At 74.1% G+C, this 12,745-nt stretch carries 12 protein-coding genes; 5 read left to right on the forward strand and 7 right to left on the reverse strand.

Annotation, left to right across the window (positions count from 1 at the left end; translation table 11 throughout):
- From ACFVSN_RS08150 to ACFVSN_RS08165, 4 genes are all read right to left on the reverse strand, one after another.
- Positions 1-2,522: glycine-rich protein (locus ACFVSN_RS08150; protein ID WP_387954066.1), on the reverse strand; the 2,522-nt coding region annotated here is incomplete at its 3' end.
- Positions 2,523-2,783: 261 nt separating this feature from the next.
- A complete protein-coding gene (locus ACFVSN_RS08155; protein WP_380507843.1) occupies positions 2,784-3,377 on the reverse strand; it encodes a fasciclin domain-containing protein in 594 nt (197 codons plus the stop codon).
- 131 nt (positions 3,378-3,508) lie between these two features.
- Entirely contained in the window at positions 3,509-4,486 is a 978-nt protein-coding gene (gene pip / locus ACFVSN_RS08160; protein WP_380444837.1) for a prolyl aminopeptidase, read from the reverse strand.
- 86 nt (positions 4,487-4,572) lie between these two features.
- Positions 4,573-5,223: a TetR/AcrR family transcriptional regulator gene (locus ACFVSN_RS08165; RefSeq protein WP_380444838.1), complete on the reverse strand. Its 651-nt coding sequence runs from the start codon at positions 5,221-5,223 to the stop codon at positions 4,573-4,575.
- A gap of 180 nt (positions 5,224-5,403) precedes the next feature.
- Between ACFVSN_RS08165 and ACFVSN_RS08170 the strand changes: the two genes are divergently transcribed.
- Positions 5,404-6,006, forward strand: coding sequence for an SRPBCC family protein (locus ACFVSN_RS08170; protein WP_380444839.1), 603 nt, complete (start codon positions 5,404-5,406; stop codon positions 6,004-6,006).
- Positions 6,007-6,035: 29 nt separating this feature from the next.
- Here ACFVSN_RS08170 and ACFVSN_RS08175 read toward each other — a convergent pair whose 3' ends face one another.
- Positions 6,036-6,179, reverse strand: a complete 144-nt coding sequence (locus ACFVSN_RS08175) for a hypothetical protein (protein WP_387954068.1) — start codon at positions 6,177-6,179, stop codon at positions 6,036-6,038.
- Between the two features lie 142 nt (positions 6,180-6,321).
- Here ACFVSN_RS08175 and ACFVSN_RS08180 point away from each other — a divergent pair, with 142 nt between their 5' ends.
- From ACFVSN_RS08180 to ACFVSN_RS08190, 3 genes are read left to right on the forward strand one after another with little or no spacing between them, the layout of a single operon-like run.
- A complete protein-coding gene (locus tag ACFVSN_RS08180) occupies positions 6,322-7,341 on the forward strand; it encodes a permease (protein WP_387954070.1) in 1,020 nt (339 codons plus the stop codon).
- Positions 7,338-8,057, forward strand: coding sequence for a TIGR03943 family putative permease subunit (locus ACFVSN_RS08185; RefSeq protein WP_387954071.1), 720 nt, complete (start codon positions 7,338-7,340; stop codon positions 8,055-8,057). Before ACFVSN_RS08180 ends, ACFVSN_RS08185 begins: the two co-directional genes overlap by 4 nt.
- Positions 8,050-9,162, forward strand: a complete 1,113-nt coding sequence (locus tag ACFVSN_RS08190) for a hypothetical protein (RefSeq protein WP_387954072.1) — start codon at positions 8,050-8,052, stop codon at positions 9,160-9,162. The genes ACFVSN_RS08185 and ACFVSN_RS08190 overlap by 8 nt, the downstream gene beginning before the upstream one ends.
- Positions 9,163-9,172: 10 nt before the next feature.
- On the opposite strand, the gene ACFVSN_RS08195 is transcribed toward ACFVSN_RS08190, so the two are convergent.
- Complete coding sequence (locus ACFVSN_RS08195; RefSeq protein WP_387954074.1) at positions 9,173-10,375, reverse strand: Dyp-type peroxidase; 1,203 nt, start codon at positions 10,373-10,375, stop codon at positions 9,173-9,175.
- A gap of 31 nt (positions 10,376-10,406) precedes the next feature.
- On the opposite strand from ACFVSN_RS08195, the gene ACFVSN_RS08200 reads away from it, so the two are divergent.
- Positions 10,407-11,729 carry a right-handed parallel beta-helix repeat-containing protein gene (locus ACFVSN_RS08200; RefSeq protein WP_387954076.1) on the forward strand — a complete coding sequence of 441 codons (1,323 nt, stop codon included), beginning with the start codon at positions 10,407-10,409 and terminating at the stop codon, positions 11,727-11,729.
- Positions 11,730-11,908: 179 nt separating this feature from the next.
- Here the strand turns inward: ACFVSN_RS08200 and ACFVSN_RS08205 are convergent, their stop codons facing one another.
- Positions 11,909-12,670: a hypothetical protein gene (locus tag ACFVSN_RS08205; protein WP_387954077.1), complete on the reverse strand. Its 762-nt coding sequence runs from the start codon at positions 12,668-12,670 to the stop codon at positions 11,909-11,911.
- Positions 12,671-12,745 lie beyond the last annotated feature (75 nt).

Raw genomic sequence — 12,745 nt, forward strand, 5'->3', positions numbered from 1 at the left:
ACGGCCGTGTTCGTGGGGGTCGTGGTCGCGTTCGGGTCCAGCGTGCCGCTCAGTGTCCAGGTGGCGGACGACCCGGCCGGGATCTCCACCGCCGGGCACGTGGCGACGCCGTTGCCGATCGGACAGGTGGTCCCGTCGGACGCCGCCATCGAGGCGCCAATGACGCCCGAGGGCACCTGATCCGTCACGACGACGTTCCGCGCCCGTGAAGGCCCGTTGTTCGTGACCGTCACCCGCCACTGGATCTGTGCGCCCGGCACGACCGGGCTGGTCAGCAGCGTCTTCGAGATGGTGAGGTTGGCCTGCGGGCTGGGCGTGGCGGTCGGCGAGGCGACGGCGGTGCGCGTGGAGGCGGACGGGTCGGGACCGCCGGTGACGGTCGCCGAGTTGGTCGGTGTGGTGGTCGCGTCGGAGGACAGCGTGCCGCTCAGGGTCCAGCTGGCGGTGCCGTTCACCGGGATCTCGACGGCGGGACAGGTCGCCGTGCCGTTGGTGATCGTGCAGGAGCCGCTGTCCTGGTCGTTGACCATGGCGGCGCCGGACACCCCGGTCGGGACCTGGTCCGTGACGACGACGTTGCGGGCCCGGGACGGGCCGTTGTTGGTGACCTTCACCTGCCACGTGATCTGCTGCCCGGGGATCACCGGGCTGGTCAGGAGGGTCTTGGAGACCACCAGGTTCGCCTGGCCGCCCGGCGGGATGGGGTTGGCGGTACTGGTGCACTTCGGCGAGCAGTTCGGGTCGGTGGCGCCGCTCGGCGGGGTGACGGTGGCCCGGTTGTCCAGCGAGCCGTTCGCGTCCGACGGCACCGTACCGGTCAGCGTGTAGGTCACCTGGCCGCCCGCCGGGATGTCGACCGTCGTGTCGATGTCGCCCGTGCCGGAGGGGGTGCTGCCACAGTTGCTGCCGCCGGAGGCCTTGCACGTCCAGGTGAAGGCCTGGATGGCGTTGGGCAGCTTGTCCTTGACCGAGGTGCCGACGGCGTCCGACGGACCGTCGTTCTTCACCACGACGGTGTAGGTCAGCGGCTGCCCGGGCACGTACGGGTTCTTGTCCGGTGTCTTGGTCACCGACAGCCCGGTGGTGACCCGTCCGGGGGTGTCGGCGGTGCTGGAGCAGGTCGGGCCGCAGTTGGCGTCGGTCGTGGCGCTCGGCCTGGTCACCGTCGCGGTGTTCGAGAGCGTTCCGGTGGTGGACGACGGGACGGTGCCGGTGACGGTGTACGTGACCCTGCCGCCGACCGCGATCGTCGCCGTCGTGTCGATGCTGCCGGTACCGCTCGCGTCTCCGCAGCTGTTGCCGGAAGCGGCCGAGCAGGTCCACGTGAAGGCGGAGAGCGCGGACGGCAGGGCGTCCCGGACCGCCGCGTTGACGGCGGGCGCCGGGCCCGCGTTGCTCACCACGACGGTGTACGTCAGCGCCTGCCCCGGGACGTACGTGGTCGGCGAGGCCGTCTTCTGGACGGACAGGCCGACCTGGGTCACCCACTCGATGACGATCTCGCCGTTGCCGCCGTCCGCGTAGCCGCCGCCGTCACCGATGCCGCTGCCGCTCACGTACTGGGCGTCGGTGCGGCCGCCCGAGGTGCCGCCCACGCCGTTGCCGGTGCTGTTGGTGCCGTTGGAGGTCTGCGTGTTGCCGACTCCGGTGCCCTTGTTGTAGCCGGAGCCGCCGCCGCCCATGCCGTTGGGGTCGAGGGAACCGCCGCGCTGGCAGGCACCGCCGCCGCCTCCGTAGTAGCCGCCGCCACCACCGCCGCCGCCCTCGTACAGTGCTGCGCTGGCGCCGCGGCCGCCCTGGTACTGGCTTCCGGCGCCGGTGGCCGCGCAGGCGGTCTGGGTGGCGCCCGCGCCGCCCGCGGTCTGGGTGCCGCCCCGGCCGGAGGCGGTCGGCTGGTTGTCCTGGCCGCCGTTGGTGCCGCCGCCACCACCGGCCGCCGGGGTCAGGGCATCGGCGCCGGGCGAGGAGCCACCGCCACCGCCGGCGATGAGCAGCGGGTTGGTGCCGTAGGCGCCGTTCCACACGGCACTCAGACCGCCGCCGCTGCCGCCGCTCGCCTGGGTCTTGCCCTGGCCGCCCGCGCCGCCGCCGCCGTACGTCGAGCTGGTGCTGTTCATCAGCCCGCCCTGCCCCACGGTGAGGGTGAGGGCCTGACCGGGCGTCACCGCCAGGGTGCCGGTGGTGTAGCCGCCGCCACCGCCGCCGTACTGGCCGGTGTAGTAGGCGCGCGGGGAGCCCGCGCCCCCGGCGCCGAAAACGCGGGCGTACACACTGCTCACGCCGGCCGGCACGGTGAAGGTCTGGTCGCCGCCGCTGTACGTGAACCGTGTGCAGTTGGTGAAGCCGCTGGACGGCGTGCAGGCCACCAGGGCCCGCTGCTCCCCGGGCAGCCCCTGCGGCGCGTACGCGGGCGGGGCGGCGGCGAGCGCGAGCCCGCCCTGGGGCACCAGGCACAGCAGCGCGAGCACGCCCCGCATCGCCGTCGAGAACCGACCGCCGAGCAACGACCTCACCGGAGCCATCCGGCGTCTCCTCTCGCGACCGCGCACCTACGGGCGCAGATGTGCGGGCAACACGACAGTCACGCGAATGCACGCGTGCGCGATCAGAGATAGCCGAGGTAAAGCGCAAGTAAGGACAACCGTGGATCGTGTCATCGTATTTTCGGACCAAGATCCGCGCTTTCGGCCCACAGCCGGACACCGTTCGGCGCAGCATGCGGGCGGGGGCGGAAACGGAGGTGGGCCGGTCCGCCGGGACCGGCCCAGCACGATGAAGGAGCGTCAGCCGAAGGCCGGCACCGTGTCGAGGATCGCCAGGCGCGCGTTGGCCGTCTTGATGCTGCCGCATAGCACCTGCGCGCCGCCGATGCGGTAGTCCTCGCCGCTGCCGGTGGCCTTGATGACGGCGCCCTGGAGGGTGTTGTACTGCTTGTCCTGGAGGTCGTCCTTGCGCAGGTCGCGGACGACGATGAGCTTGCGGACGAGGTCGCCGGCGCCCTGCTGGGTGGCGAGGGCCTTCTTCTGGTCCTCGGGCAGCTTCGCGAAGGCCGCGTCGTTCGGGGCGAAGACGGTGACGTTCTCCATCGAGTCGAAGATGTCCTTGGCCTTGGCCGTCTTGACCAGCGCGGACAGCTGCGAGAGGTCCTTGGCCTGGTCGACGGCGGTCAGCACGGGCGTGCCGCCCATCGCGTCGAGGCTGCCGGGGCCCTGACCGGGCATCGCCGCGCAGGCCTGGCCGAAGGCCTTCTCCGGCGGCGGGGGTGCGACGGCCACCGGGCCTGCCCCGCCGACGCCGACGCCGCTGCAGCCGGCGAGCGGGGCGAGGGCGAGCGCCAGGGCCGCGAGGAGGGCGGGGCGGTGGGTGCGACGGCTCATGCGGAGGTCCTCCTGGGGGGAACCGGTCGAATCGTGCCGGATACGCCCAGATGGTGACATCGCGCCGGGCCGCCGCCCGGGAGGTAGGGCCCGCACCGCACCGCCCGTCACCCGTGCGGCGCCGTCGGCCGTCAGAGGTGCTTGAAGTCCTCGATGGCCGTCCGGACCACCTGGTTCAGCTCGTCGCTGCCGGCGTGCCCGGAGTCCTCGATGATGTGGAGGCGGGCGTCCGGCCACGCCTTGGCCAGTTCCCAGGCCGTGTCCGGCGGGCCGCCCATGTCGTGCCGCCCGTGCACCAGGACGCCCGGGATGCCGGCCAGCTTGTGGGCGTCGCGCAGCAGTTGGTCGGGCTCCAGCCAGGCGCCGTTGCCGAAGAAGTGGGCGCAGATGCGGACGAACGCGATCCGGTCGTCGACCTCGCGGTTGCTGTACATGCCGGGGCTGTTGTTGGGCTCGCCCGAGATGACGGCGTCCTCCCAGGCGAGCCAGTCGGCGGCGGCCTTCTCCCGGACGGCCCGGTCGGGGTTCTCCATGAGGCGGGAGTAGGCGGCGAGCAGGCTGCGCCAGTCATCGCCGAGGGCGGCGCGCTCGTCCTCGGGGACGCCGTCGCGGAAGCGGTCCCAGGCCTCGGGCTGGAAGCGCCGGGCGCCCTGGTAGAGCCACTGGGTCTCGGCGGGCCGGGTCGTCGTGATGGCCGCGACGACGATCTGGGTGACGCGTTCGGGGTGCTGCTGCGCGTAGGCGAGGAGGAGGGTCGAGCCCCAGGAGGCGCCGTTGAGCAACCAGCGGTCGATGCCGAGGTGTTCGCGCAGCCGTTCCATGTCGTCGATCAGGTGCTGCGTGGTGTTGAGGCTCATGTCGGCGGCCGGGTCGCTGGCGTGCGGGGTGCTGCGGCCGCAGTTGCGCTGGTCGAAGCGGATGAAGCGGTAGCACTCCGGGTCCCAGGAGCGGGCGGGCCTGCGCATCGCGCCGGCTCCGGGCCCGCCGTGGACGTTGAGGGCGGGCTTGCCCTCGGGGTTGCCGAGCTGTTCGTAGTAGATGCGGTTGCCGTCCCCGGTGTCGAGGAATCCGGTGTCGTAGGGCTCGGTCGGAGGATAGAGATCAACCATAACCGTCGAGCCTACGGCCGACGGGGGTCGAACTCATCCGATTTGTTTCCGACTTGACGGTGAGTCAGGAGAGGATCAGGAGCGGATCAGGAGCGGCCCAGCAGGTCGTCCAGCTCGGCGGCGAAGAGCAGCGCGGGATCGAAGCCCATCCCGGTGAAGTGCCCGGCGAGCTCCAGGGACAGGACGCCGTGCAGGCGGGTCCAGAAGGACAGCGCCCGGTGCAGCACCTCGGGCGGGGCCGGGTGCCCGCCGTCCCAGGCGCGGTGGTCGGCGAGGTGGGCGTCGAACGCCGTCGCGGGCCCCTCCGGCGCGAAGGCCGTCCAGGCGTCGAGGAGGACCGCCATGATCTCGCCCGAGACGGCGGTGGTGTCGTCGGGGGCGTGGTAGCCGGGGACGGGGGTGCCGTAGATGAGGAAGTACCGGTGCGGATCCTCCAGCGCCCACGCGCGCAGCACGTGCGCCAGCCCCGGCAGGTCGGTACCCGCGGCGGCGGCCGCACCGAGGGTGTCGGCGAGTCCGCGGTAGGCGTCCCGGACGAGCTCGGTGATGAGGTCGTCCCGGCTGGCGAAGTACCGGTAGAGCGCCGGCCCGCTCACGCCCATCCGCTTGGCGATCGCGTTGAGCGAGAGCGCAGAGGCCCCGGCCGTGGCGATCTGCTCCCAGGCGTGCTGCTTGACCTCCGCCCGCACCTGCGCCCGGTACCGCTCCCGCGGGGTGTCCGCACCGGTCGTCGCCATGGCCGCCCCGCTCCCGTCGCTACACGCTGAAGGTTTCGCTAGAAGCTATCACGACCACTGTGCGCCGGCAGGCGCCACAGGATCCCTTGACCTGTCGCCCGCCGAGAGTTAGAACTTATAACGACAGCGAGTGGCTATGCCTCTCGCGATGGCCACTCACCCAATCGTTGGAGGAGCACCATGCCCAGCCTTCGCACCGCCCTGGCCGGCGCCGCCGTTGCCGCGAGCCTCCTCGGCGTCGTCGCCTCGCCCGCCTCTGCCGACTCCGCCCGGAGTTCGCTGACGTGTCGCGGAGAGGGCGTCGACCCGGGGGCCGCCGTCCGCTACCGGGCCTCGACCGTCGTGCACGCTTCGCTCGGCACCGTCTGGCGGCTGCAGACCGACGTCGAGGGCTGGCCCTCCTGGCAGGCGGCCGTCGGTTCGGCGGAGCGGCTCGACGGCGGGGTGCTGCGGCGCGGGTCGGCGTTCCACTGGACGACGCCGATCCCGCCGAACCCCGCGACCACCGCGACCGGCCTGGACATCACGTCGACCGTCCGGCAGATCCGGCCCGGCGCCTGCATCCGCTGGACCGGGCCCGCCGTCGCCGACGGGCTGCGGATCGACGGCGTGCACGTGTGGAACTTCGCGGAGGTCGACGGCGGGGTCCTCGTGGGCACGGAGGAGACCCACACCGGCGCCCAGGTCGACGCCGACGTGCCCGCCGCGACGGCGATCCTCCGGGCCGGGCTCGACGCCTGGCTGCACGACCTCAAGGCCGCGGCCGAGGCGCAGGACGACTGAGCACCCCCGGTCCGGGCCCCCGGTCCGGGCTACGCGGCCTCGCCCGCCGCCTCGGGCCGGGGCATCAGCGCGTCCCACAGCGGCGTCGACTCGCCGCTGTCGCGGGCGCTGAACTCCTGCCAGTACGAGCTCGCCCACACCGTGATCGACGTCGCACCGCGGCTCGCCGACATCCTGACCGGACTCCTCCGGGGGTACCGCGCGGGAGCGTAGGGCGGGAAGGCCCTCCCGGGTACGCGCACTAGACTCACCGCGGCCGCGCCGTGGAGGGCGGTCGTACCCGTGCGTTGTGAGCGAAGGAGCGTCCGGCCGCCCATGGCTGACGAGATCGCCGTCGAGGCCCGGCCGCACCGGCCGCGGCCGGTCGAGGAAGAAGCACCCGGCGAACGCGGCCGTCGGATCGGCTCGCTCGGACTGCTCGTCGTCGGCATGCTCGCCGTGCTCGTCGGGCGGCAGGTCCTCGGTGACCGGACGGGGCCCGCGTGGCTGGAGGCGTGGGGGGCCGTGTTCGTCGCCGTCTGCGTACAGGCGCTGCCGTTCCTGCTGCTCGGCGTGGTGCTGTCGGCCGCGATCGCCGCGTTCGTCCCGGCCCGGTGGCTCGAACGGGCGTTGCCGCGCAACCCGTTGCTCGCCGTGCCGATCGCGGGCGCGGCCGGGGTCGTGCTGCCCGGCTGCGAGTGCGCGTCGGTGCCGGTGGCCGGGCGGCTGATCGCCCGTGGGGTGGCTCCGGCGGCGGCGCTGGCGTTCCTGCTCTCCTCGCCGGCCGTCAACCCGGTCGTGCTCGTGGCGACCGCCGTCGCCTTCCGGGGGCAGCCCGAGCTGGTGGCCGCGCGCTTCCTGGCCTCGCTGGCCACCGCCGTGGCGATGGGGCTGCTCTGGTCGCGGTTCGGCCGCCCGGAGTGGCTGCGGCCGAAGCCGGCGCCCGGCGGCCCGACCGGCCTGCCCGCCTTCCGGGCCTCACTGGAGCACGACTTCCTGCACGCCGGCGGCTTCCTGGTGATCGGCGGGATGACCGCGGCCACCCTCAACGTCGCCGTGCCGCGCGGCCTGCTCGGCGGCCTGGCCGGACTGCCCGGCGTCTCCGTCCTCGTACTCGCCGTGCTGGCCGTGCTGCTCGCCGTCTGCTCGGAGGCGGACGCCTTCGTCGCCGCCGGACTCACCGGCTTCTCCACCACCGCCAAGCTCGCGTTCATGGTCGTCGGGCCGATGGTCGACGCCAAGCTCATCGCCCTCCAGGCCGGCACCTTCGGCCGGGCCTTCGCGTGGCGGTTCTGCGCCGCCACGTTCGTCGTCGCCGTCACCGCGGCGTCCCTGACCGGGTGGTGGCTCCTGTGAGGCGCGAAGTCCGGGCGCTGCTGCACGTCCTGCTCGGGGCGGCGGTGCTGCACATCTCGCTCTTCAGCGAGCTGTACCTGCGGTACGTGCGCAAGGAGCTGCGGCCGTACCTGATCGCGAGCGGCCTGCTGCTCGTCGTGGTCGGGCTGGTCGGTGCGGCCGTCGCCGCACAGGAGTTGCTGCGCCCCGGTCGGCGCACCGGGGCCGAGGACGGGCACGACCACGGCCACGGCGCTCCCCGCACCGCGTGGCTGCTGCTCCTGCCCGTCCTCGCGATCTACCTGCTCCAGCCCCGGGCACTGGGAGCCTTCACCGCGCAGCACTCGGACAGCACCGCCGCCGAACCCGCCGACCCCGCAGGCGGATTCGGGCCGCTGCCCGCGAACGGGCCGGTCGCCCTGCGGCTCGCCGACTTCGACGCCCGCGCCGTCTGGGACACCAGCGGTTCACTCAAGGGACGGCAGGTCCGGCTCACCGGATTCGCCACGCCCGGCCCCGGCGGCGGGAGTTGGTACCTCACCCGGCTGACCATCACCTGCTGCGCCGCCGACGCGCAGACCAGCAAGGTCGAGGTCCACGACGCCGACGCACCGCCCGAGGGGACGTGGGTCGAGGTGACGGGCACGTGGCAGCCGGACGGGCGGAGCGGTGCCGTGCCCGCCCTCGCCGCGGACCGCGTCCGCCGCATCGCCGAACCGGGAGACCCGTATGAGTGAGCACCCGTCGGACCCGGCGGCACGCATGCGGCCCCGGCGCGGTGCGGCGGCCGTGCTCGCGCTCGGCGTCGTCGCCGCGCTCGCCTTCATGCCGTCCGTCCCGGACCGCCACGGCGGGCAGGCCGCACCACCCGCAGCGGACGCGCCGGCCGTCACCGTGCTCGGCGACGGCTCGACCTCCGACACCGGCCCGCAGCCCGGGCAGCCGACTCCCGTCCGGCTCGGACCGGGTGAGCGGCCGCCGCAGTTCGTCGTCTTCTCCTTCGACTCCCCCGCCGAGGGCGACGGCCACCTCTTCTCCCGCGCCCGCGGAGCGGCCAGGGCGAACGGCGCCGACGTCACGTTCTTCCTCCGTGGCGTGGACCTGCTCCCCGCCTCCGTCCGCTGGCAGTACCAGCCGCCGCAACACGAGGTCGGCGCCGCCGCCGTCCCCTTCCCGGCCGACGGGGAGGTACGGGCCACGCTCCAGCAGGTCGGCCGCGCGTGGCTGGACGGCGACGAGATCGCCGACGGCTTCATCGGACAGTTCTGCGGGCCGAAGGGCGGCCGGGACTGGTCGACGGCCGACTGGCGGAGCGAGATCGGCCAGGGCTACTCGATGGTGAACTTCTGGAAGACCGGGACGGGCTTCGCCGACCTGCCCCCGCTGCCGTTCGACTACCAGACGGAGCTCGTCGGCGGCCGGGCGCCGTGCCTGGAGGGCCGGGAGAACCTGCTTCCCGCCGAGCAGGACGCCGGCTGGCGCTACGACGTGGGCTCGCGGGACGACACCGCGCGCTGGCCGGCGCGGACGGACGGGATCTGGGAATTCCCGCTGCTCGCCACGGACCGGACGCCGCAGGCGTACCGCAGCGCCTTCGACCGCACCTACCGGGGCACCCGCGCACCGCTCGTCCTCGACACCGACCTGGGCTCCGGGGACGACGCCGGGCTCCAGGCCGCCGAGGCGGCGATGAAGGACCTGTGCCATCGCGACGGCGTCCGCTGCGTGTCCTTCCGGCAGCTCGCCGACTGGCTCGACGCCCAGGACCCCGCCGTCCTCGCCCGCCTCCACACCCTCGCGCCGACGGACGCACCCGACCCGGCCGCCGTGGCGGGACGTTAGCGCACAGGGCTCACGCCCAGAGGTGCTCCCCGAGCACGGAGCCCTCCCGGGCGCCGGGCAGGACGTACGCGACGGCGGAGGCCGTGTGGTCCAGGAACGGGTTGAGGGCGTCGCGCGCGGCGAGGCGGGTCTGGACACGGGTGAACTGGGCGGGGTCGCGCATGAAGGCGCAGAAGAGCAGGCCGCGGTCGGTGGGGCCGTCGTCGTAGCTGTAACCGCGGCGCAGCATGCGGGCGCCGCCGTCGAGGCGGGGGCTGGAGAGGCGGACGTGGGCGGTGGCGGGGATGACGTAGGAGCCGTCGGGGTTCTTGGCGTAGATGTCCGGGTCCTCGTGCTCGGTGGTGCCGGTGAGCGGGGCGCCGTCGGTCGCACGACGGCCCATCGCCTGGTCGCGGCGCTCCGCGGGGAGGGCGGCGAAGGCGGCGGTGTCCATGCGGATGCGGCGGTAGACGAGGACGGTGCCGTTCTCGTGCGGGCCGGGCGGGCCCCAGACCCACTGGCGGGCGGTCTCGTCGTCGGGGTTGGCCGTGCCGTCCTTGAAGCCGAAGAGGTTGCGCGGGGTGACGCCGGAGGGTGTGGGCGGCAGGAATCCGGACTGCGACCAGCGGGGCGTGGCGCCGGCGGCACGGGTGGCCGCGGCGACGAGTTCGGCGGCGACGGCCAGGGTCCAGCGGTCGTCGGCGCACAGTTGCAGGAGCAGGTCGCCGCCACTGCGCGCCGGGTCCAGGTGGTCTCCGGGGAAGGGCGGCAACTCCCCGAGGGCGGGCGGGACGTCGAGGCCCAGCCGGGATGCGATCGCGGGGCCCACGCCCACCAGTGACGTGAGTCGGCTCCCGGCGCCGCGGTCCAGGCGCGGGTCGGACGGCAGGCCGGAGACGGCCCCGGAGAGGACGCGGGTCAGCTCGGCGAGGAGGGCGCGCAGGGCCTCCCGGTCGGCGGCCGGGGAGTTCTGGGGCAGGTCGAAGGCGAGGAGTTGGGTCGCCTCCTGCTGAGGGAACGTCAATCCTGCTTGCCGGACGCCGTGGAAGGGCGTCGGAGCGGGCGGGCGTGCCACCGGGCGGCCCGACTCGGCCTCGCCGCTCGCCAGTTGACCGGCCGCCGCTCCGACACCGGCGGCAAGCACCGCACCGGCCGCGAACAGCGCCCTGCGCCGGCCGAACCCGGGGGCGGCATCGCGGTCCGGTTGCTGCGCGTTTTCCGGTTCGGTGGGCATGCGCGCTATTGGAGACGATAGAACACTGACTATGCAACTCCTCTCCTCGGGACGTGTGTTCGCCGCGCTGCTGGCAGCCACCGCGCTGGCGGCCGCCGGGTGTTCCTCCGCAGGCTCCGGCTCCGACGCCGCGAAGCATCCGGCCGGGAGCGTGCTGCGGGTGCCGCAGGACTTCCCCACCGTCCAGAAGGCCGTCGACGTAGCCCGCGACGGCGAGACCGTCCTCGTCTCCCCCGGCGTCTACCGCGAGAGCGTCCGCGTCACCAAGGCGCGCCTGACCCTCCGGGGCACCGACCGCAACGGCGTCGTCCTCGACGGCGGCCTCAAGCTGGTCAACGGCGTCACCGTGACCGGGCCCGGCTCGGTGGTCGAGAACCTCACCGTCCACGGCTACCTCGCCAACGGCGTGCTGTTCACGGGCGTCACCGACGAGAAGCTGCAGCAGCGCGGCGCCGGCGGTTCCGCGTACGACCCCCTGGACACCGCCCGCTTCCCGGTCGTCCAGGGCTTCCGCGCGAGCCGGGTGACGGCGTACGGCAACGGGCTGTACGGCATCTACGCGTTCGACGCGCGCGGCGGCGTGATCGAGGACTCGTACGCCTCCGGGCAGGCCGACTCGGGCATCTACGTCGGGCAGTGCAAGCCGTGCGACACGCTGGTGCGCGGCAACACGGTGGAGCGCAACGCCGTCGGCATCGAGCTGACGAACGCCTCGGACGGGCTGTCGGTGCTGGGCAACCGCGTCGTCGGCAACCGGGTCGGCGTCACCGTCAACTCCAACGACCTGGAGGCGCTCGCCCCGCAGCACGGCGCGGTGATCGCCGGGAACGTCGTCGCCGACAACAACGCCTCCGACACCCCCGAACAGGCGGACGGGGGCTTCGGCATCGGTATCGGCATCGGCGGCGGGACGGCCAACCTGGTTCGGCGCAACCTCGTCCGGGGCAACCGCGCGGCCGGCGTGATCGTCACCGACCCGGCCGGGCACCCGGCGAGCGGCAACCGCGTCGAGGGCAACCGCACCGACGGAAACGGCGCCGACCTCGTCCTGGCCTCGGCCGACCCGGGCAACTGCTTCGGCGGCAACCAGCCCGCCGTCCAGAGCCCGGACGGGCTGGAGGGCCTGGCGGCGTGCGGCGCCCAGGGCCGCGGGCCGGTGCCCGGCGGGCGGGCGGCCCCGGTCCAGGCGCCGCCCGGCGTGCCGTTCAGCCAGGTCGCCGCGCCGCCCGCGCAGCCGTCGCTGCCGGACCCGTCCGCGCCCGGCCGCCCGGCCACCGGCCTGCCGGGGGCGGTGGACGCGGACGCGTACCCGCTGCCGACCGACGTCACCGCCGTTCCGCCGCAGCCGAGTTGATCCAAAAGACACGCCATAGCCGTCACGCCGGCGCCGTCCGGGTGACGGGCAGCCCGTGCACGCCGTAGATCCGCATGGTCGTCCTGAGCTGCACCTCCTCGGCGGGGACGGCGAGTCGGAGGTCCTCGGTCGCGGCGTGCGGGCGTGCGGCCCCGACGAGCCGGGCACCGGGGCGTGCGTCAGCCGGTGAGCCACGGCGCTTCGGGGAGCTTCGCCGCGCCGTCCCGCCCCTTGAACTCCACGGCGGTCGGCGTGCCGAGCCCCGGCAGCCGCATCGTCACGCGGCGCAGCGTGCCGTCGCCGTCGACCCAGTACGTGAGGGGCGAGCGGCCGCTGTCGGGGGCGGCGCCCTGGGCGCGGGGGCCGGCGAAGCGGTCGTAGCCGCGGCCGTCGATGCGGTCCGGGCCGAGCCAACGGGCGCCGGACTGGGCGAGCAGGAGCGGGTTGTCGGGCCGGTCCGCGCCGAGCTGGACCATCAGCTGGAGGCCGGAGTCCAGCGGGTCGGCCGTGTAGGTGCGCGGCGACCAGCCGGAGCGGGGGACGTGTTCGGCCTGCTCCCAGAACTCGCCCTTGTCGCCGGTGGGTTCGGGGGCGAGGCCGAGGCCACCGGTGTCCCAGACGATGAGGCCGCGGTCCGGCTGCGCGCCGGGCCCGGTGGTCGTGTAGCGGCCGACGCCTCGGCGGGTCCGGTAGTCGACGACGCCCTCGACGCGGATCTCCACTCCCCCGCCCTCGGCCGCGGTGAGGACCACGCCGACCGGACTGGCCTGGTAGAGGTTCAGTCGCGACAGGGCGAGCCTGGACGCCTCGTCCGTGGTGACCGGCCGCTCGGCCGTCCCCTCGGAGACCGTCCGGTAGGCGACGAAACCGCCAGCGGCCAGGGCGCACACGACGACGGCGACGAGTGCTCCGAGCCGGAAGCGGCGTGGTTTGCGGGGCATGCGGCTGCTTTCCCTCTCAGGTGAGTCACGCCCGTCGGGCGGGTCTCCCGGACACCTCCGGGAGACCCGCCCGAT

It is taken from the genome of Kitasatospora sp. NPDC057904 (genome assembly GCF_042887925.1).
Taxonomy (GTDB): domain Bacteria; phylum Actinomycetota; class Actinomycetes; order Streptomycetales; family Streptomycetaceae; genus Kitasatospora.

Coding starts and splice junctions, on each gene's coding strand:
- ACFVSN_RS08155 (WP_380507843.1), bottom strand. CDS start 3,377: ATGAGCCGTCGCACCCACCGCCCCGCCCTCCTCGCGGCCCTGGCGCTC.
- pip (WP_380444837.1), bottom strand. CDS start 4,486: ATGGTTGATCTCTATCCTCCGACCGAGCCCTACGACACCGGATTCCTC.
- ACFVSN_RS08165 (WP_380444838.1), bottom strand. CDS start 5,223: ATGGCGACGACCGGTGCGGACACCCCGCGGGAGCGGTACCGGGCGCAG.
- ACFVSN_RS08170 (WP_380444839.1), top strand. CDS start 5,404: ATGCCCAGCCTTCGCACCGCCCTGGCCGGCGCCGCCGTTGCCGCGAGC.
- ACFVSN_RS08175 (WP_387954068.1), bottom strand. CDS start 6,179: ATGTCGGCGAGCCGCGGTGCGACGTCGATCACGGTGTGGGCGAGCTCG.
- ACFVSN_RS08180 (WP_387954070.1), top strand. CDS start 6,322: ATGGCTGACGAGATCGCCGTCGAGGCCCGGCCGCACCGGCCGCGGCCG.
- ACFVSN_RS08190 (WP_387954072.1), top strand. CDS start 8,050: ATGAGTGAGCACCCGTCGGACCCGGCGGCACGCATGCGGCCCCGGCGC.
- ACFVSN_RS08195 (WP_387954074.1), bottom strand. CDS start 10,375: ATGCCCACCGAACCGGAAAACGCGCAGCAACCGGACCGCGATGCCGCC.
- ACFVSN_RS08200 (WP_387954076.1), top strand. CDS start 10,407: ATGCAACTCCTCTCCTCGGGACGTGTGTTCGCCGCGCTGCTGGCAGCC.
- ACFVSN_RS08205 (WP_387954077.1), bottom strand. CDS start 12,670: ATGCCCCGCAAACCACGCCGCTTCCGGCTCGGAGCACTCGTCGCCGTC.